Source organism: Mycobacterium sp. URHB0021 (assembly GCF_054057895.1).
Genome location: NZ_JBSRZT010000002.1, coordinates 2,837,565 through 2,856,052 on the forward strand (window position 1 = coordinate 2,837,565; position 18,488 = coordinate 2,856,052).

General features: G+C 64.2%; 15 protein-coding genes and 1 pseudogene. 6 read left to right on the forward strand and 10 right to left on the reverse strand.

Annotation, left to right across the window (positions count from 1 at the left end; genetic code table 11):
* Positions 1–18 precede the first annotated feature (18 nt).
* A complete protein-coding gene (locus ACVWWN_RS16275; RefSeq protein WP_457144803.1) occupies positions 19–1,338 on the forward strand; it encodes a Dyp-type peroxidase in 1,320 nt (439 codons plus the stop codon).
* A 10-nt stretch (positions 1,339–1,348) separates the two neighbouring features.
* Complete coding sequence (locus ACVWWN_RS16280; RefSeq protein ID WP_457144804.1) at positions 1,349–2,365, forward strand: hypothetical protein; 1,017 nt, start codon at positions 1,349–1,351, stop codon at positions 2,363–2,365.
* Positions 2,366–2,367: 2 nt separating this feature from the next.
* Here the strand turns inward: ACVWWN_RS16280 and ACVWWN_RS16285 are convergent, their stop codons facing one another.
* Positions 2,368–3,120, reverse strand: coding sequence for an enoyl-CoA hydratase (locus ACVWWN_RS16285; protein WP_457144805.1), 753 nt, complete (start codon positions 3,118–3,120; stop codon positions 2,368–2,370).
* A 13-nt stretch (positions 3,121–3,133) separates the two neighbouring features.
* Here ACVWWN_RS16285 and ACVWWN_RS16290 point away from each other — a divergent pair, with 13 nt between their 5' ends.
* Positions 3,134–3,268 carry a hypothetical protein gene (locus ACVWWN_RS16290; protein WP_457144806.1) on the forward strand — a complete coding sequence of 45 codons (135 nt, stop codon included), beginning with the start codon at positions 3,134–3,136 and terminating at the stop codon, positions 3,266–3,268.
* Between the two features lie 10 nt (positions 3,269–3,278).
* Here ACVWWN_RS16290 and ACVWWN_RS16295 read toward each other — a convergent pair whose 3' ends face one another.
* The 7 genes from ACVWWN_RS16295 to ACVWWN_RS16325 all read right to left on the reverse strand — a co-directional run bounded on the left by ACVWWN_RS16295 (position 3,279) and on the right by ACVWWN_RS16325 (position 11,542).
* A complete protein-coding gene (locus tag ACVWWN_RS16295; protein ID WP_457144807.1) occupies positions 3,279–3,902 on the reverse strand; it encodes a class I SAM-dependent methyltransferase in 624 nt (207 codons plus the stop codon).
* Entirely contained in the window at positions 3,871–5,289 is a 1,419-nt protein-coding gene (locus tag ACVWWN_RS16300; RefSeq protein ID WP_457144808.1) for a PE-PPE domain-containing protein, read from the reverse strand. Before ACVWWN_RS16300 ends, ACVWWN_RS16295 begins: the two co-directional genes overlap by 32 nt.
* A gap of 43 nt (positions 5,290–5,332) precedes the next feature.
* Positions 5,333–6,796, reverse strand: a complete 1,464-nt coding sequence (locus ACVWWN_RS16305; RefSeq protein ID WP_457144809.1) for a sodium:solute symporter family protein — start codon at positions 6,794–6,796, stop codon at positions 5,333–5,335.
* Complete coding sequence (locus tag ACVWWN_RS16310; RefSeq protein WP_457144810.1) at positions 6,793–7,032, reverse strand: hypothetical protein; 240 nt, start codon at positions 7,030–7,032, stop codon at positions 6,793–6,795. Before ACVWWN_RS16310 ends, ACVWWN_RS16305 begins: the two co-directional genes overlap by 4 nt.
* A 255-nt stretch (positions 7,033–7,287) precedes the next feature.
* On the reverse strand, positions 7,288–8,796 hold the full coding sequence (locus ACVWWN_RS16315) for a carboxyl transferase domain-containing protein (RefSeq protein ID WP_457144811.1): 1,509 nt from the start codon (positions 8,794–8,796) through the stop codon (positions 7,288–7,290).
* Positions 8,793–10,010, reverse strand: a complete 1,218-nt coding sequence (locus tag ACVWWN_RS16320) for a CaiB/BaiF CoA transferase family protein (RefSeq protein ID WP_457144812.1) — start codon at positions 10,008–10,010, stop codon at positions 8,793–8,795. Before ACVWWN_RS16320 ends, ACVWWN_RS16315 begins: the two co-directional genes overlap by 4 nt.
* A gap of 203 nt (positions 10,011–10,213) precedes the next feature.
* On the reverse strand, positions 10,214–11,542 hold the full coding sequence (locus tag ACVWWN_RS16325; RefSeq protein WP_457144813.1) for an MFS transporter: 1,329 nt from the start codon (positions 11,540–11,542) through the stop codon (positions 10,214–10,216).
* A gap of 206 nt (positions 11,543–11,748) precedes the next feature.
* Here ACVWWN_RS16325 and ACVWWN_RS16330 point away from each other — a divergent pair, with 206 nt between their 5' ends.
* Both ACVWWN_RS16330 and ACVWWN_RS16335 read left to right on the forward strand, forming a co-directional pair.
* Complete coding sequence (locus tag ACVWWN_RS16330; protein ID WP_457144814.1) at positions 11,749–12,444, forward strand: FadR/GntR family transcriptional regulator; 696 nt, start codon at positions 11,749–11,751, stop codon at positions 12,442–12,444.
* 582 nt (positions 12,445–13,026) lie between these two features.
* A complete protein-coding gene (locus tag ACVWWN_RS16335; RefSeq protein WP_457144815.1) occupies positions 13,027–13,263 on the forward strand; it encodes a hypothetical protein in 237 nt (78 codons plus the stop codon).
* Positions 13,264–13,335: 72 nt separating this feature from the next.
* Here ACVWWN_RS16335 and ACVWWN_RS16340 read toward each other — a convergent pair whose 3' ends face one another.
* Positions 13,336–13,833: an Rv2253 family sensor-like surface protein gene (locus ACVWWN_RS16340; protein WP_457144816.1), complete on the reverse strand. Its 498-nt coding sequence runs from the start codon at positions 13,831–13,833 to the stop codon at positions 13,336–13,338.
* 430 nt (positions 13,834–14,263) lie between these two features.
* On the opposite strand from ACVWWN_RS16340, the gene ACVWWN_RS16345 reads away from it, so the two are divergent.
* Complete coding sequence (locus ACVWWN_RS16345) at positions 14,264–15,349, forward strand: glycosyltransferase family 2 protein (protein ID WP_457144817.1); 1,086 nt, start codon at positions 14,264–14,266, stop codon at positions 15,347–15,349.
* A gap of 784 nt (positions 15,350–16,133) precedes the next feature.
* On the opposite strand, the pseudogene ACVWWN_RS16350 reads toward ACVWWN_RS16345, so the two are convergent.
* Positions 16,134–16,977, reverse strand: a pseudogene (locus tag ACVWWN_RS16350) (MMPL family transporter); the annotation flags it as partial.
* Between the last annotated feature and the right edge of the window lie 1,511 nt (positions 16,978–18,488).

The following is an 18,488-nucleotide window of genomic DNA, read 5'->3' on the forward strand; positions in this document are numbered from 1 at the left end:
GCGCCGAAACCTGCGCCGATGCTTGAGTTCGACGACATCCAGCACATCCTGCTCACGCGCACCCCGGCGATGACGGGACGCTACGAGTTCCTGTCGTTCGCCAACCCGGCGGGCGGCCGGGCGTGGCTGTCGGAGTTGATCGACCGCGTCGACTCCGCCACTGAGGCGATCGCCGGCATGGACAGCACCCAACGCTGGATCACGCTCGCGTTCACCTTCAACGGACTTCGGGCGCTCGGAGTGTCCGAGGAATCGCTTGCCGGCTTCCCCGATGCGTTCCGCGAAGGCATGGCGGCCCGTGCCGACATTCTCGGCGACACCGGGGCGAGCCATCCGGACAACTGGGTGGGTGATCTTGCGAGCGAGGACCTGCATGCCATCGCGATCCTGTTCGCGCGCACCGAGGAAGAACACCGCCGGTGTATCGGTGTGCACGACGCACTGATCGCCCGGTGCGACGGTGTGCGAAGCCTGTCCTTCCTCGACCTGAACGCGACGCCGCCGTTCAACTACGCCCATGACCACTTCGGCTTTCGCGATCGACTGTCGCAGCCCGTGATGAAGGGCTCGGGCGAAGAACCGACCCCGGGTTCCGGCGCGGCACTGGAGCCGGGAGAGTTCATCCTCGGCTATCCCGACGAAAACGGACCGCCGGCAGATCTGCCACAGCCCGACGAGTTGTCCCGCAACGGCAGCTATATGGCGTATCGGCGGCTGGAGGAGCACGTCGGGGCGTTCCGCGACTATCTGCGTGAGAACTCCGACACGCCGGAGGGCGAGGAATTACTCGCCGCGAAGTTCATGGGGCGGTGGCGAAGCGGCGCACCGCTGGTGCTCAGCCCCGATCGGGACGACCCTGATCTGGGCGCTGACCCGATGCGCAACAACGATTTCAATTACAAGGAGATGGATCCGCTCGGATACGCGTGCCCATTGGGGTCGCATGCGCGGAGGCTGAATCCACGTGATACCGCGCACTACATGAATCGCCGCCGGATGATCCGGCGCGGCGCGACCTACGGCCCGGCGCTGCCCGATGATGCACCCGACGACGGTGTGGACCGCGGCATCGCTGCGTTCATCATCTGTGCCGACCTGGTGCGCCAGTTCGAGTTCGCGCAGAACGTATGGATCAACGACAAGACGTTCCACGAACTCGGCAACGAGCACGACCCGATCTGCGGAACGCAGGACAGAACCCTCGATTTCACCGTTCCCAAGCGACCGATCCGCAAGGTGCACAAGGGGATACCGGCTTTCACCACGCTCAGGGGTGGTGGCTACTTCTTCCTGCCGGGACTCAACGGGCTGCGCTATCTCGCCTCGCTCGCCAATTGAAGGACCGATCATGACTGCACCACCGCGGGCCCGGACCTATAACCAGAGCCATGCCACCCGGCCGGACAATGGCGCCCGGCGCGTCAGCATCTATTGGACGTGGAGTTATCCCTGGGAGTCGCAGCGTGATCCAGCGGAGGTCTACAACCGTTTCTCCACGATAACCGAGGTGCGCAACGTCGCGTGGCCGGCCTACGAGACTACGGAGTACGACGCGGCAAACTTTCTTCAAGGCATCGCGGGAACCTTGGAGTTGTTCCATCGGTCCACCCTGGACTTTCAGGGACTGGCCGAGGAGGCCACCGGACATCCCGTGGCGGTCTTCCAACGCATCGACCAGGCCGGCTACAAACTCCTGATCGATGAGCGCATCCTGGCCGACACCGACACTCTCATGGTGTTCGGACTCGATCATCTGCTCTCCGAACAGGAGGCCGCGCCGGAGGAGATCGCGGCCATCAAGGAGTGGCTCAAGCAGGAGGGTAAGTGCCTGCTGTTGGCGCCTCACCACGACGTCGGGTTTACCGACGACTTCGCGCAACGCCAGGTCGAATACGAGCATCACGGCGATCGGTTGGTGCCCAGACAACAGCGGTTCAGTCAGTACACGCGCTCACTGATGAAGGCGCTCGAGGTGCCGGTGCACAACACGTGGGGCCTGCGTCCCGCGGTGGTCGAAGGCACCAAGGACATCGCGCCGCTCACCGGTTTCCGGGATCTGGACAATGCGTGCCTGCTCGACAACGTCACCACCTTCAACTTCCACCCGCACCTGCCGCACTACGAGCTGATGGCGCCGGAAAGCGATGACTTGCGGGTGCTCGGGCGCCAGCGCGTCGATCCCAACCGGCCGCACCCGTTCACCGAGGCAGGCAACGCGGAGTTCAACGCCCTGATCTGGATGCCACCGTCGGGTCAGCGCTCCGGGGACATCGTTCTGATCGACTCCACGCACTTCACCACGCTATTCGGCGGGACCGACAGCCTGCGTAACCTGTGGCACAACCTGGCGACGATGACGAAATAACCTCACCGTTTCTTGGCGGCGGCCAACCGTTGGGCGAACTCGGGGGACAGGATCGACGTGGCCTGCGGCCTGAGTTCGGTATCGACGGCGATCCGGTGCTGTTCGGTGTCCACGACACCCGGGTTGGCGGTGGCCCGCATGGAGGCCTTCGTCGCGAGCACCACGTCGCGGGGGGCCGCGGCGGGCCCGGCGGCGAGTTCCAGCGCGGCGGCGACGGGATCGTCGGCGACCTTCAGCGCGAGGCCGTAGCGAACTGCTGCTTCGGCGTCGAAGCGCATACCGAACAGCAGTGACGCGCGAGCGACCTGCGGGCCGACTCCGCGCTGCAGCATCCACGTCGCCCCGCCGCCGGGATGGATTCCCAGCTTCTGAAATCGCGGATCGAATAGTGCTGCGGGCCCGGCAATTCGGACATCTGCCGCGAGCGCGAGGTTCAGTCCGGCGCCGACCGCCGCACCATTGACCGCAGCGATCGTCGGCAGCGCGCAGTTGGCGACGGCGAGGAAGCCGTCATAGATGATGCGCAGGCCGTCCTCGGTCGCTTCGCCCAGCGCGGTGAGGTCGGCGCCGGCACAGAACGCCTTGCCGGCACCGGTGACGACGAGCGCGTGCACGTCGACGTTGGCTTCGGCCGCGTCGACGGCCGCGCGCAACGCCGCCGAGATTTCCTTCGTGACGGCATTGCGGCGGTCGGGGTCGTTGACGGTGATCAGGGCGACGTGGTCGTCGACCTCCACCAATACGCAGTCAGACACATAGCTCAGCCTAGTGATCGTCTTCGTCGTCGTCTGCGGGTATGAGGTAGCGCTCGGCTACACCGCCCAGGTCCACCACGCCGCCCGCGACTGGAAACACGGCGGCCAATCCAACATCGACGGCTCGCTGAAAACCGGACCCCAGTGACACAAGCAAATCAGGGCTGAGGGCAGGCCCAGCGCATCAGGTAACGGAAGTACGGCGCGCGCCGGACTGATGCCCCGGGTAGCACCTCATCGACTACGCGGCGAATGTCATCGAGGCCCTCGCGCGGATCGGTCATTACCAGGCCGACATCGCCAGTCTCCGAGTGCAGCCAGGACCCGAGACGTGCGCCCGGCACGCACATCGCGTTCCACACCCAGTCGCGCACACTCTTGTTGGCGGACAGTCCGACTACGGCGATCTCGCCGCCGGGTCGCACCAAGCTACGTGCCTTCTCGAGGGCGGCCCGAAGATCCATGTGGTGCAGGCTCGCCACGAAGGTGATGAGGTCGAAGGTGTGCCCGCCAGGCGCGTATCCGTCGAAGTCCCGTTGCGCGATGCTGATCTGAGCCGATGGCGCCACTCGGCCGATTGCGCGCTCAACCGCGCCGGGGTCGGGATCGATGCCCGTCACCGACCGGGACACCGGCGCCAGTCGTTGGGCCAGCAGGCCGTCGCCGCACCCCACATCCAGCACGTCGCCCCGGTGCCGGGCGGCGATGTCGACCAGCCACGGATGGAAGGCGGTGTTGTGGTTCCAGTACTCAGGCAGCGGGTGCCGCCTTCCCGGCTTCATGCTGGGTCGTCTGGGAAATCGTCGACGCCGTCCCCGTCTGACCGGACTCGTTCGACGCGTTCTCCTGAGCCGCGGGAGGCTCCGTGTCCTCCGGGGTCGTCGAGTGGTCAACGGCCTCAACGGATTCGGGGCCTTTGGTGGGTGAGGTCTCGAGGCCCGTGGTGCCCGGCACGGCCTTGACACTGTTGCGCACGATGTTGCTTCGCAGCTTCGGCTTTTCGTCGACGGCCCGGGTGCGCTCCTGGTCTTCTACGGTCTCGTCCATTTCGGTGGTGCGACTGTTCGTGACCGTTGCGCTCGGCCGCCAGCCTCCTCCGGTCACTGCGGTCACCCCCTGCTGGATAGCGCCCGGGATCTTCGCGGCCGTCGCGACGATCTCGTTCAGCGGCGGGGCGATGCGGGCCGGCTGGTACTTGCTGGGATCGGCCGGGATCGGCTGGCCGTTGGGATAGGCCGAGTTGACGAGCGTCGTCAGCAGCGGCCCGGTGAGGTCGGCGATGAAGTTCCCGACAACGGGCACGACGTCGCGGATCAGCCGGGTGAGCGGCAGTTCCTTGGTCGTGTAGGTGACGTAGGTGGTCTTTCCGCGCTGCGTCACATAGGCGGCGACGCGGTCACCCGCCGGTACCGGCTCGCACTGTGCGTCGGGACATTTGAGCACCACGTTGTTGTCGGTGACGCCGCACGTGTTGGCGGTGCCGCACGTGACGTCGGGCGATCCATCGAGAGTGACCGGCAGGTCGATCTCGTTCTGGTTCAGGTGGCGGTAGAGGTAGCCAACCAGTGAGTTGACGGCCGCGAGCACGTTCCACACGTCGGCGGGCGCGTTCGAGTTGTAGTCGTACTGGTAGGCGATGTCCACTACGGCCGCCGCGATGGTGTCCGTCGGCGTCGGCAGCGGGTTGACCCCGATCAGCGCAAACCACGGGTACCGGGTGCCGAAGCCGCCGTTCGGAATGGCGACGTCGTTGTCGAGGATGAACACGGTCTGCTTCAGGACGGGGTCGTTCTGCGCGCTCAGCTGCCTGAGCAGCAAACTCGCGTTGGCGGCGCCCCAGCCCGAGGCGAGAATCGCGTTGGGCTCACCCGCGTTGGCCTGCAGCGCCTGATTGATACCGGCCGGCCCGGCCAGGAAGTTGACGTGAACTATGTCGCTACCGTCGGCACCGTTCACGCCCGTGTATGTCGGATTGTTGAACTTTCCCCGGAAGAACGCCTCGTTGCCACTGCCATCGGGATGCGTCGAACTGCCGAGGACGATCAGCGCGGCCAGATCGACGAACGCAGCGGGTTGTGTGGCGCTGACCCCGACGACGCTCATCGCCACCCCGACCGACGCGGCGCCGATCGCCATCCCGCTCGCCCGCCTACCGTCGGCTTTGCCCATGTCCCGAGTCCTCCCCGGGCCATGTTAGGCAGTAGCTACCGATTCAACAATCTTTGCTGCCGATGGAAATTTGATTGGCTAGGGCCTTTGCTCGGGACGTCGGCGCATCCCGGGTCCGTCGCACCAGGGCGACGAGAGCCACTACGGCGAGGTTGGCAACCAGCCCGATCAATCCGGCATTGAATGTCCCGACGAGGTGGCTGTCGACAAAAGTCGTCCAGATCACCACGAATTCGCCCACCGCCAGGCCGCACAGCAGCGGACCGCTACCGACTATCGTCCGCGCCCTTGTCAGGCCGATCATGTTGGCGGGTGCCAGCTGCACCAAACCCGAATACGACAAGAGCAGGAGATTGGCGAGCAGATCGGGCCGCGCCAGGCTCAGGCCCAGGGCGAGCGCGCATACGATCACCACCATGGCGTAGTTCACTCTCAACTGCGCTCTTTCCCCGCGCACCCGGACTATGTTGCGGGCGGCCAGCGTCGAGATGGCGATCAGGATCCCGGCGGCGGGCACCATCGCCGTCGCTGTTGCGGCCACGACGACGAGGCCGGTCAGCCAGCCAGGCAGCACCTGCTTGCTGAGTGTCAGAAGAACACCGTTGGAACTGCTGTTCGGGGACAGCTGCAAGATCGCCGCGAACCCGATGACCACAGGCAGCAATATGCATAGCGAGTACAGCGGCAGATAGGTGAAGTTGCGGCGCAACGCCTTCGGATCACGCGCCGACAGTAGGGCGGGCCACCCATGTGGCACGGTCATGCACCCGATGCCGATGGCGCTCACCAACACGCTGGTGATGAACCACGTGTGATCGTTGGCGCCGGCATGGATGAACAGTTTGTCCGGATGGATCTGGTTCACCCGACGGAAAATGCCCGAGAAGCCGCCCGGGAAATGAGCCGGCACCGCCACCGCCAGCACCGCAAGGGCGAGCAGCATCACCGCGTCCTTGAAGTAGGAGGTGGCCGCCACGCCACGAAGGCCGGACCACAGGACGAACGCAGCCACCATCACGGCGCCGATGATCATGCTCAATGTGCCGGACCCGCTGTCACCAGCCACCAGGGACACGATCAATCCCAGGCCGGTGATCTGCAGTTGTAGATAGGGCAGGATGAACACGATGCCGAGCACCGCCGAGGTGGTGCCCAGGATGGGGCTGGAAAACCTGTCCTGCAGGAAATCGCCCTGCGTCAAGTAGCCGCGCTCACGTCCCATCCTCCACACGCGTCCGCACAGGAAGAACACGATGGCGCAGCCGACCGCAGCGTAGGCCACGGCGTAGAGGCCCGCGACGCCACCGGTGAAGGCCAGGCCGGCCATCCCGAGGAAGGTGAACGTCGTGAATGTCTCGCCGGCCTGGAGGAACCAGATCGTCAGCGCGCCGAGCCTGCGTCCGCCGACTGTCCATTCGGTCAGGTCCGGCGCTTGAGCGCGTCTCCTGCCCGCGACGCCCAGTGCGGCGATCGCGACGATGCCAACAATCGCGAACGCCAGAATCATCGGCTGTCGTCCATTCCGTCGCGCTCCATCAGTCGCTGCGACCAGGCCATCGCGGGGGTGAGGCAAATAGTCCAGAATGCCGCCCAGACCATCATCTTCGGCAGGCCGAGCCACAGCCCCGGTGCGTTGACGAACGGGAGGAACGGCATGAGAACGATCGCCAGGACCGGCACGACCGGTGGTAGGTAACGTCTACTGACGTGCAGCCAGTTGTGTTGCGGTACAGAATTTGTCATACCCCACCTCCCGACTACGGCGAATGGACCCGCCTGACTTCCCGAAGCGCGCCAATCATCTAACGACCCGATCAGACAAAGTCATGCCGTCGGCATGACGCCGGTCCTACTCCAGGCGAGGGGGTGACAGGCCGTCTACCTCTTCGCCGGTTGCCCGTCGTGGGTCAGCATGAGTTCGCTCGACCTCGGACGCGCTCGGCCGATTATGGATACTCGAGGGCCGCAGATAACGCCACAACCCTTTCAGACCACGTGTCAGGCCGGTGCCAGGGCCTGGCCCAGCCGGCCGATCCGTTCGAAGCGGCGTTCGCGCTCCATGAGTCGTTCTGCGCTGTCGGTGTTTCCGAGTACCACGAGTTCGCTGTGGATCGCCGCGCCGACGCGACGGCAAAACCGCTCTGGTTCGTCGGCAGCGTCTGGGTACTCAGGGATCACCGAGTCGACGATGCCGTCTGCCAATAAGTCCGAGGACCTGATCCGCTGCCGTGCCGCCATCGCCGCAGCGTGACTCGTGTCGCGATACAGGATCGCGCTGGCCCCTTCGGGCGGAAGCGGGGAGAGCCATCCGTTCTGGGCGGCAAGGACGCGGTCGGCAGGTACGAGCGCGAGCGCTCCACCACCGGCACCCTGCCCCAGCAGTACTGAGACGGTGGGTACTTGCATCGCGACCATGTCAGCGATACTCCGAGCGATTTCGCCGGCCACTCCACCTTCCTCGGCTTCCTGCGACAGCGCGGCACCGGCAGTATCAATGATCGTGACCAGCGGGAGATCAAGGTCAGCGGCGAGTCGCATGCCGCGGCGGGCTTGTCGCAGCGCCCCAGGGCCGAAAGGCGTCTCCGGAGTCTGGCCACGGCGATCCTGTCCCAGCAGCACGCAGGACATGTCGCCGAAACGTGTGAGCGCCAGACGAAGTCCGGGATCGTTCTCGCCCTGTCCGCTTCCGTTGAGTGCCATCACCCGGGTCGTCGCGTGGTTGAGCAGTTCGCGAACTCCCGGTCGCTCCGGGCGTCGAGAGGCTGCCACGGAATGCCAGGCCGGGATGTCGAATGATGCGGTACGCAGCGGCCAGGGGGTGGCGGTGGCGTGCGGGCGGTGCGTGATGAGGTCCAGCGCGCAGTCCACCGTGTCGGCGAGTTGGTCCACCGGGATCACCGCGTCAATCAGCCCTCGAGCACATAGGTTTTCGGCTGTCTGCACACCCGTGGGGAACGGTTTGCCATACAGCGCTTCGTACACCCGCGGCCCGAGAAAGCCGATCAGGGCGCCGGGTTCGGCGAACGTCACGTGTCCCAATGAGCCCCACGAGGCGAACACCCCACCGGTCGTGGGGTGACGTAGGTACACCAGGTACGGCAAGTGGGCGGACTTGTGGGCTACCACGGCGGCGGTAACTTTGACCATTTGCAGAAACGCGGTGGTCCCTTCCTGCATTCGGGTACCACCGGACGTGGGGAGCGCGAGAAGGGGCAGTTTCTCCTCGGTGGCCCGACGAATGGCTCGCGTCAGTCGATCGCCGGCGGCGATTCCGATCGAACCGCCGAGAAAGGCGAAGTCGCACAGCAGCATTGCACAACGACGGCCGCGGATCTTCGCGGCCCCGGTGATCACCGATTCGTCGAGGCTCGTTCTGGAGCGAGCGTTCGCCAGGTCATCGGCGTACCTCCGGTCGGTCGTCATCTCGATCGGGGACGAGTCCCAGGATATCCACGAGCCAGGATCGGCGATGGCCGCCACGACGTCGTGCGCGCCGAGGCGTGTCATCGGTCTTCCGTCGGCAGCGATGCGAGAAGGTGATTGTCCGCGCCGAGCACGGGCGGAGCGCTGTGTTGGTTGCGGGTGCGCTCAATACCTTCCGCGTCGAAGAACCGCAGCGGGGGACCGGGCAGCGTGATTGTTCCCAACGTGGCGTGCTCGACGTCGACGAGCAACCCCTGCGACTTCGTCTGCTCCCATTCATACACCTCGCGAATGCTCCGAATTCGTCCGGCAGGCACGCCGATTCGGTCAAGCTTCTCGAGTAACTCGTCGGTCGAATAGAGCCCGAACGATGCCTGCACCATCTCGTTGACACGCTTGCCGTTGGCCACGCGCTGCGGATTCGACGTCATTCCAGGCGTCTCGGCGTCGAAGCCGAATCCTTCGCAGAAGCGGCTCCACAACCCCTCGCTGCCGACCGCGATCTGCACAGCGCCATCGGCTGTGTCGAACAAGCCATACGGACAGATCGACGGATGGTGGTTCCCGGTAGCCTCGCCGACTTCGCCGGCCACCGTCCATTTCGTCCCCTGAAAGGCGTGTACTCCGACGATGGCGGCGAGCAACGACGCACGCACGACTTGGCCGCTGCCGGTTCGCTCGCGTTCCTGAAGTGCCGCAAGAACTCCGAAGGCGCCGTACATACCTGCCAGTAGGTCGGCGATCGGCACCCCGACGCGCTGGAGATCGGTCGGTCCCGAGCCCGTCAGCGACATCAGCCCCGCCTCGCCCTGCGCAATTTGGTCGTAGCCGGCCCGTCCGCCTTCCGGTCCGTCATGGCCAAAGCCGCTGATTGACAGAACGACCAGGCGCGGGTTGATCTCGGCCACGCGCTGTTGGGAAAAGCCGAGTCGGTCAAGGACTCCCGGCCGGAAGTTCTCGATCAGAACGTCGGCTCGGCGCAGCAACGCGTCCAACGCCGACTTACCGACATCGTTCTTGAGATCGAGCGTCACCGACTTCTTGTTTCGGTTCGTGCACAGGAAGTATGTCGACTCGCGTTCGCCCTGAGGGGGTTCGACGAATGGTGGCCCCCAGCCACGGGTGTCGTCGCCGCCGTCCGGGTTCTCCACCTTGATCACCTCGGCTCCGAGATCGCCGAGCATCATGGCCGCGTGCGGCCCGGCCAGCGCGCGCGTGAGATCGACGACGACCAGGCCGTGCAGGGGGCCGCCGGCGTGTTCGGCGGTCAGCGGTTGATCCGGTTTGAGAGCGATCATGACATCACCTTCGGCCTAGTGACTCAGTGGGCTAGTGGCCTAGCCAATTCAACTAAGCCATCAAAGCACGAGTTGACCTGCGGTGTCAAAGGTTTGGGACCTCATGGAGTGGGATCTGGGCCACACGACCGGGCGTCGCATTACAGGTGTGGCCGCCGGCCCGCTCGAAGGTCGGGCCGACGGTCCTCGGCGGTATGAGCTGCTCAGTCCGGCAGGGCTTGGCCGCGGGTCTCGGGTGCCAGACGCACCATGGCGATACCAAAGATGAACACCACAGCGGTCAGGCTGATGGGCACGGTCAGCGATCCGGTGGCGTGGATGCCGTAGCCGATGAGAAAGGTGCCGACCGCTGCGACCCAACGTGAGAGCGTCGTGGTGAAGGCGAATGCGGTGGCGCGCATGCGGGTTGGGTACTGCTCGGGAAGCCAGATGGTGAAGACGGCGAAGTTGGCGCCGGCGATACCGAGGATCGGCAGGAACAGAAAGGTCAGGGCGATCGACTGCAACGGATAGGCGACGCCATAGGTCCCGACGGTGCCGACGGCCAGCAGCCCGAACAGTGTCGCGAGCGTCCTTCGGCGTCCGAATCGATCGGCGAGGCGCGGAACGACGAAGCAGCCGGCGATGGTGAAGGCCGCCACCGTCATCGCCGATATGCCTGCGAGGCGCACGGTGGCGTCGTGGCCGTATCCGGCGTGTTCGGCCAGCGTGGTCATGGCGGTCGGAACGTAGGTCGATCCGGCCCACAATCCGATCACACACACCGCGAGCAGCAGCAGATTGCCCAAGGTCCGTGCTCGGTAGGGGGGCCTCAGGATGTCGACGACGGGTTGCCAGAACGACTGTCGACGGACTTCGTCGGAGTGTTGCTGCCACCGTTCCGGTTCCGGTGTCGCGCGACGGATCACGAACACCGCCAGCGCGGGTATGCCGCCGATGAAGAACATGCCCCGCCAGCCGAGTTGGGGACCGGCCACCAGGTAGAGCGCCGAGACAGCGAGGACGCCGAAGTAGGCGGCCGAGTGCATGGCTCCGCCGAAGCGTGCGCGGACGCGCTCCGGCAGGATCTCGGCGAGCAGAGTGCCGGCCATGGCCCATTCACCGCCGATCCCGATGGCGGCGATAAAGCGGTATCCATTCCATTCCCACATGTTGGTGGCGGTGCCGGCCAAGGCGGTGAAGATGCCGTACATGAGGATGGAGGCCGTCATGGCCGGCATGCGTCCGAACCGGTCGGCGATCGGTCCCCAGATCGCCGAGCAGCCCCAGCCGAGCAGGAATATCGCGGCGCTGATCTGGCCGTACCAGCCGATGTTGGCGGCGGTGGGGTCGATGCCCGCCCGCGGCAGCAGGGCGAGCATCGTGGGGGCGAGGACCAAGCCGAAGACGGTCCAGTTGAACCCGTCCATGGCCCAACCGCCGAATGAACCCCAGAAGGCGCGGCGTTGAGGTTTGGTGAGGCGCGTCGGCTGGTCCGCGCGGCCTTCGACGCCGATGTCCATGGATTGCGGCGGATCTTGACTGATCGTCACAGTGAGTCTCGATTCTGGGCTGGCTCGATGATGACGTTGTTGGTGATCCCTCGGATGCCACAGTCCAGTGGTGTGTTGACCTAGTGGATCACTGGCTAGGCCAGTAAATCAGTGAGCGTCGTCACCTGTCAATCGGCTTTGTGGCGCCGGCTACCGTCCCGGCTTGTCTCAGTGCGCTATTTTTGGCATAGAGAGTGGGTGAGCTAGTGGCAGAGCAACTGAGTCCGGTGACACGACCGCGACTGTATGAGGTGATCGTCGAGCAACTCTGCGCCTACATCTGGGACAAGAACCTTTCCGAGGGTGATCGGCTGCCACCTGAGCGAGACCTTGCCGCCAAACTCGGGGTCAGCAGAGCGTCGGTGAGCCAGGCGCTGGTGGCGCTGGAGGTTCAAGGCGTGTTGTCGGTGCGACACGGCGACGGCGCCATTCTCGTTCGCCGCCCTACCGAGGAACGTGCCATCCGAGCGCTGCGTGAACATGCCGATCGGATTCCGGACATCATCGAAGCGCGAGTGGCTCTGGAAGTGAACCTCGCCGGTCTGGCGGCCGCGCGGCGCACCGACGCGGAAATGGCCGCCATCGACGCCGCGATCTTCACCATGGAGGCCGAGGTGGAGGCGGGGGACCGCGGTGTTGTCGGCGACGAGATGTTCCATGAGGCCATCACCGTTGCGGCGCACTCGTCACTTTTGGCAAAGCTGATGCATGAAATATCCGGTCTGATAAGGGAAACTCGCATCGAGTCGCTTTCGCAGCAGAACCGTCCCCGGGCGTCGCTGCAAGGGCATCGCCGGATCGCCGACGCGGTTCGCAAGCAGGACCCAGACGAAGCGTCCCGCGCAATGGCCGACCACATCCGACTGGTATCCGACGTCGCCCTGCTCCGCGACGGCGACTGACCCCGTGAGCGACTCGCTCACGGCGGCAGCAGTTGCGTGGCCGGCTGTCGAATCGTGCGTCCGGGCAGCGCTCGCCGAAGCTCCAGCGCTGTAACTGGTGAGGGCCGGAAGGCATTTCGTGCGGCGGGTTCTCGGTCGCAGTCCTACGCGGCTCGTCGTGAATGCGGGACGACGAAATCGGCCGGACGCCCGAATTCCACCCGGTCATCGAAGTTGACAATTCTCTGTGGATGAGTTGACAATTCCCTGTGGGGAATGGGTTCCAGGTGGCGAAACGCATGTTCAGGGCGCATTATTCCCTCCTTCGACGTGATTCTCATTGCTGTTTAGTGCTGTGGCGCAAGACATCACACTGCGCTACAGTCGAATCCAGCGAGTTCGAAGGTAACCCACCCAGAGCTCGAAGGTAAGTCGGTTAGTGGGGCAGGCGAATGGCTTCGATTTCGACAGGTCATAAACTCCACAGCCCGAAACGTGGTCGTTATCGGCCCGTCGTTGGGTGGGCGACTGTTGCAATCCGCGAAAGAGCAGATGGCAATTCTCGTTACTCGCTAATTGCGGTGGATATTTGGAGGAGCAGAAATGTACAAGGCCATTAAGCCGATTGCCGCCGGAGTCGGGGTAGCTGCGGTGCTGGCAGCCGGACTCGGGGTCGCCGCGCAGGCGTCGGACGCTTCCACGAGCACGTACAGCAGCAGTGGCAGCGCCGGAGAGACCATCACGATGAGCCCCGAGTCGACCACGCTGGAGACTCCCTCGTTCGCGCCCGCGGCGAAGGCACAGGTTCCCTGCGGATTCGCTGCCACTGGCAGCTGCTGAGCGGCGCGGCGTCCCAGCGCCATCGGCAGTGTCAGGTTTCAGGACATGCGACCTAGGGACAACACGGCGCGCTCATGCACGCTCGGCTGTCATATTCATGTCAACCGTGCCCTGGCAGGCGCCGCTGGAGATCCCGGTATGCATCGTCCCGGACAGTGACCCGTCGGGTTGGGGCGTGTAACGGACGTCGGCTCGGGCCGGATTCCATTGGATGGTGCCGTCCGGCGTCAAGCAGTCCCACTGGAAGTCGCTGACTTGTGTCCAGGACGACCCATCCCAGGTGAATTGGGCCGGTTGTGGAACCGTCGGATTCTTCGGCGCGGGGCCGTCGACAATCGTGGCCGTGCACTCACCGCCCGTACAACTCGAGCGGAATGTGTAGGTATGGGTGTACTGCCCCTCCGATTGACCCGCCGCCATGCTGTTGCCGGACTTTGGACCGACGATGAACGTGATCGCGTACTCGCCGTTCCATGACGGAGAGTCGGCGGCGCCGGCAGGGGAGAGTGACAGCGCGATCGCGAGCGACGCGGCGCCCAAACCGAGGAGACTGCTCAACCGGTCGACCACCTGGTGAGTGTCGCAGAAGCAGCGCCGCCGGACTGTCGAGAAAACGTGATTGCCTGCGATGCAGTCGCCTGAAATCTGGGTGTCCGCTGAAAAAGCATAGCTGGAAGATCGCTGGCAACGACACCGCCTAGAAGTCAATTACGCGTATCTGCAGGCAGCCCTTCGACGCACGAGGCGTTAAACTGCGCCAACGGGCTTGTCGACTGCCGTGCTGGTGAATTGCAGCAAAGTGTGCAAAATTAACCCATATGGCTTCGCATTGGGTAGTATGCACAACGATCGCCGCGACTGTCGCGCTGCCCACGCGACGAGTACTTACGGGTTGGGTGCTTGATCTGGCTTGGTTTGTGCGCGGTCCGCGCAGGACCGATCTTCAAATCGGCAGGACAAGGGTATGGATCTCCTCTCGAAGGCGGCGCGCCGAGCTGGCATGTCTCGAGCCCTCTTCGGCGCATATAGCCGGTGGAAAAGTGCGAACCTGATCGGCAGGCTCATCGCCCTCTCGATCGGCCTGGCCTGCGCTCTCTGGCCGGCTCCAGCAGCAGACGAGGGTTACGAGAAGTCGGGTTTCGTGAGAGCCTCACGAAACGAGTCCGTGCGGTACCAGTTCGCGAGTGTTGACGCCCATGCCGATGTCACTGCGGTGATAGTGACGCACAACAGCGCGTCGGATATTTCGCCGCTCATCGATGACTTGCGGGTCGCGGCCGCCGACCTGCGACTGCGCGTCGTTGTGGTGGACAACCAGTCGTCCGATGGCACCGCCGACATAGTCCGCACCCATAGAGACGTCAGGTTGATCGAATCCACCGAAAATCTCGGCTACGCCGGTGGAATCAATGCCGGACAAGCGTTCGCCGACCCATGCGACGCTGTGCTGATCCTGAATCCTGATCTCGCTCTGGCGCCTGACACCGTCACGCGGCTGCTTGCAGCCGCAAACACAAACCCCATCGGGGCGGTCGTGCCGCTGATGCTCAGGGCCAGCGGGGCGACTTTCTTTTCCCTGCGCCGAGAGCCGTCGCTCACTCGTGCGATCGGCGACGCGCTTCTCGGGGGCAAGGCTCGCTGGCGGCCCGGCTTCTTGTCACAGACCGACACTCGGCTCAAGAGTTACGCCCAAGTGCACGACGTCGACTGGGCGACCGGAGCGGCAGTGTTGATTCCGGCCGCGACTGCACGTGAAGTGGGAGCGTGGAACGAGGAGTTCTTCTTGTACTCCGAGGAGATCGACTACTTCCGTCGAATCCGAGAAAGCGGCCGGGTGGTCCGTTTCGAGCCATTGGCCGTGGTTGAACACCGCGGGCAGGGCTCCGGGGCATCGCCCGCACTCGCGGTTCTGATGGCAGTGAACCGCGTCCGTTATGTGGAACGACATCACGGACGCGCTTACTCGGTGCTTTTCCGCGCCGTCGCGGCGTTGGCGGAGGGACTGCGGTTCCGTGACGCGGTCCATCGCCGTACGTTGACGTTCATACTGGATCGAAGCCGCTGGGACGAGCTGCCAACAGGATGAAACCGATTTCGCCACACCCGTTCGGCTTCGTCGAATGCGATACCGCGATGATGCCGCCATTCAACGAATGGCAAGTGATCAGACGCACCTCGCCGCGCTGAGCCGAGCGATTAACGGGGCCCAACCGTGCGGTCGCCTGAGAACACGCGTGCCCGTCATCGAGGGAACAGGTGGTTGAGGTAACGTTCGCTCAGGTTCTCGGCAGCCGCCAGCGAGGCCTCTCGCATTTCAAGCGCGATTGACGTTCGGCGGGAGAGCAAAGGAGCGGGAGGGTGAATCTCGGCCCCTGGGGTTATCTGACGATTTTTCGCTGGCGCGATGGAATTATTCTTCGCCACTTTCGTATTCGTGTATATGAGTCGGCTGGAGAATCGAACACCGGCCCCGTTGGGCGAAAAGGTGGGCGCCCATAAAGCGGTTCTAGCTAAATCGCGTAAGCGCGAACCGATGTCCCAGGACGAACTCGACTATGCATCCGAACTTGTGTCCGACGCACGATCACCGCTTGCGTACGCGATACCCGCCGCCCTCTTCACCATGGGATTCTTTTGTGTCGTCGGCTGTCTCTACATGCTCCATAGAGATGGCGGCGACCCCTCGTTCCGAATGTTCATCGGGGGATCCCGATGTTGACGTCCATGAACATCGCCGCTCAGTTGCGCAGGGTCGCACGGCTGAGGGGGCGTCTGCAGGAACCGTCTCCGGCGGAGCGCGGATCCTCCGATGCGCTCTCGCGGGCCTAGCTGCCGTAACTGCCGTTGGCCCCAATTGACATCCTCAATCATCACGGTTGACTGCGTGGCGGCGCCTCGGCGGTGACCGCTCGGTCCGCGTCTTCCCACAGAGGCAGCTGACCAACCGCACGGCGTGATTCGTAGGGTCGACGCAATGGCCGGGCTCGCACATTGAGCGGCCACCAGAACCAGCGCCCGAGCAGCGCGGCGATCGACGGCGTCATGAACGAGCGCACGATGAGTGTGTCGAACAGCAGGCCAAGGGCGATCGTGGTCCCGATCTGACCCAGAATCCGCAGATCGGCGAACACGAAGGAGCCATGGTAGCGGCGAAGACCAGACCCGCGGCGGTCACCACCGCGCCGGAGCCGGCCATCGCCCGGATGATGCCCGTGTTCAGCCCGGCACCGATCTCCTCCTTGAACCGCGAGATCAGCAACAGGTTGTAGTCCGACCCCACGGCCAACAGCAGGATGACGGCCAGCGCAACACAATCCAGTACAACTCGATGCCAAGAATGTCCTGCCAGATCAGTACCGACAACCCGAACGAGGCGCCCAACGACAGCGCCACGGTGCCCACGATGACGATCGCGGCCACCAGACTTCGGGTGATGAACATCATGATGAGCAGGATCAGGCTGAGCGCGGCGATTCCGGCAATCACGAGGTCGTACTTGGCACCGTCCTGGATGTCCTTGTAGGTAGCCGCGGTGCCGGCGAGGTAGATCTTGGATCCCGCCAGGGGGGTGCCCTTGATGGCCTCCTGCGCGGCGTGTCTGATGGTGTCGATGTGCGAAATGCACTGGGGTATCGCGGGATCGACGTCATGGGTGATGATCATGCGCGCAGCGTGGCCGTCGGGGGAGAGGAACAACTTCAGGCCGCGGAGGAAGCGCTCCATGAGCATCGGCGCTGGTCGGCTCAGGCTTTGAAGCGAAAGTGGATCTTCCCTTCTCAAATGGACCAAAACAGATGACGCGTTGATCGACATCGACGAATTCGTTCAGGCCGGTGCGGCAGTTCGCCATTCGACTGCGCATCCGTCGAGCCGACGTACCTTCGGCGAAGGGTAGATTCCGCTCGTGCGGTAGCAATGATACTGCGAGTTACCTATAGCGGCGCTTCGTTGGCGGTGCAGTTTCCCGCCAAGGCCGCTGGACACATTCGTGCATTCGTGGGGCGGGTATTTGCCCAAATAGAATAATTCATGGCCGCCGGCGACTGGGTACCCTGGTGGCCTAGGCGACGGCTCCCAATTCCGCGGCAGTACCGAACCATTGCAAGTACGTTGATCGTCTTGGCCGTTGCCGCAGCCGTGACGAGTACGCCACGGCTTGGCGCGAGCGTTGCTGTGGCGCCTGGTATTCGCCGGTGTAGTTGGCCTGCGCGCCCTCACAACAATCGATGTGGTCAGCGGGTGGTCGGCTATTGGCCTGGTTCGGTATCGGCTGGTCGCCCGAGGAGTACCAGGCCGCTGGACCCCAATTCGAACATCCCGGCCCGCAATTGGATGAACTGTTGGATGCTCTGATTGCGCTGTGGACGACCAACCCGGTAGAGCATCGGGGCCTCCGGTACTCGATCACCGTAGCTCTGGGGCCCGGTCGCGGTGGTCGCCGACACCATTCAGTTGTTGGCCGACGACGGTTATCCCGACAGTTTCGTCGAACTGATGTGGGTAGTGACTGGGGTAGACGCCCAGCTGGAGTGGGCGGACGAAACTGACACAGACCGGTGACCGCCGCCTTTGAAGTACGTAGGACGGACTATCGCGTGATCTTCGCCTTGGTCGCTGAGGCGGCGCAATATGTTCTCGGTCGCCGTCTCTTACGAGCCGAGAGGTGCCGCGCCGAGGATGCCCTTTAACTGGCTATAGCCCGTGTCAACGTTGGGTTTTGGGTGTGATGGGTCGCCATCCGGGGTCCGGGTGTAGTCGTAATGCTCGGATAACGGCGTGAGGCTGGGTTCGGCGGGGGCCGGGCGCCCACCTTGACTTATGCGACCTCGCTGTGTGGGGTTATCTGGCGTCGTTTGGGCTGCCGTAGAGGCGAAGGGCCGGGTGCCAAGTTAGATGTGGCGTAACCCGCCGGTAGGTCCGCCATAACCCGGGCGGCATCTGATCCGACCGTTATGTCCCACCGTTCAGCGCGCCGCACGGTCGCCGACGCCGAATCGATCACATTGGTGGTGCGTCGATTGATGCGCGAAGGTGCGAGTGAAAAGCTCTGCGGCCAAAGGCGGCCCGTCGGCCCCAGTCCCAACGTGTTCTGCAACACATCTGCTCGGCCGAGCAACTATTAGGCTGCCCAGCCCGGTTTTCATAATCGTGTCGCCTAACGGGCGAGGACGGCACACCGGCTTGGGCGGGGCCCAGTGTGGTGGCCAAGGTCATCGGCAAGCCCC

What these genes read in the sequence shown, in the direction of transcription:
- ACVWWN_RS16275 (WP_457144803.1), top strand. Translation starts at nt 19, where the DNA reads ATGCTTGAGTTCGACGACATCCAGCACATCCTGCTCACGCGCACCCCG.
- ACVWWN_RS16280 (WP_457144804.1), top strand. Translation starts at nt 1,349, where the DNA reads ATGACTGCACCACCGCGGGCCCGGACCTATAACCAGAGCCATGCCACC.
- ACVWWN_RS16295 (WP_457144807.1), bottom strand. Translation starts at nt 3,902, where the DNA reads ATGAAGCCGGGAAGGCGGCACCCGCTGCCTGAGTACTGGAACCACAAC.
- ACVWWN_RS16300 (WP_457144808.1), bottom strand. Translation starts at nt 5,289, where the DNA reads ATGGGCAAAGCCGACGGTAGGCGGGCGAGCGGGATGGCGATCGGCGCC.
- ACVWWN_RS16305 (WP_457144809.1), bottom strand. Translation starts at nt 6,796, where the DNA reads ATGATTCTGGCGTTCGCGATTGTTGGCATCGTCGCGATCGCCGCACTG.
- ACVWWN_RS16310 (WP_457144810.1), bottom strand. Translation starts at nt 7,032, where the DNA reads ATGACAAATTCTGTACCGCAACACAACTGGCTGCACGTCAGTAGACGT.
- ACVWWN_RS16315 (WP_457144811.1), bottom strand. Translation starts at nt 8,796, where the DNA reads ATGACACGCCTCGGCGCGCACGACGTCGTGGCGGCCATCGCCGATCCT.
- ACVWWN_RS16320 (WP_457144812.1), bottom strand. Translation starts at nt 10,010, where the DNA reads ATGATCGCTCTCAAACCGGATCAACCGCTGACCGCCGAACACGCCGGC.
- ACVWWN_RS16335 (WP_457144815.1), top strand. Translation starts at nt 13,027, where the DNA reads ATGTACAAGGCCATTAAGCCGATTGCCGCCGGAGTCGGGGTAGCTGCG.
- ACVWWN_RS16345 (WP_457144817.1), top strand. Translation starts at nt 14,264, where the DNA reads ATGTCTCGAGCCCTCTTCGGCGCATATAGCCGGTGGAAAAGTGCGAAC.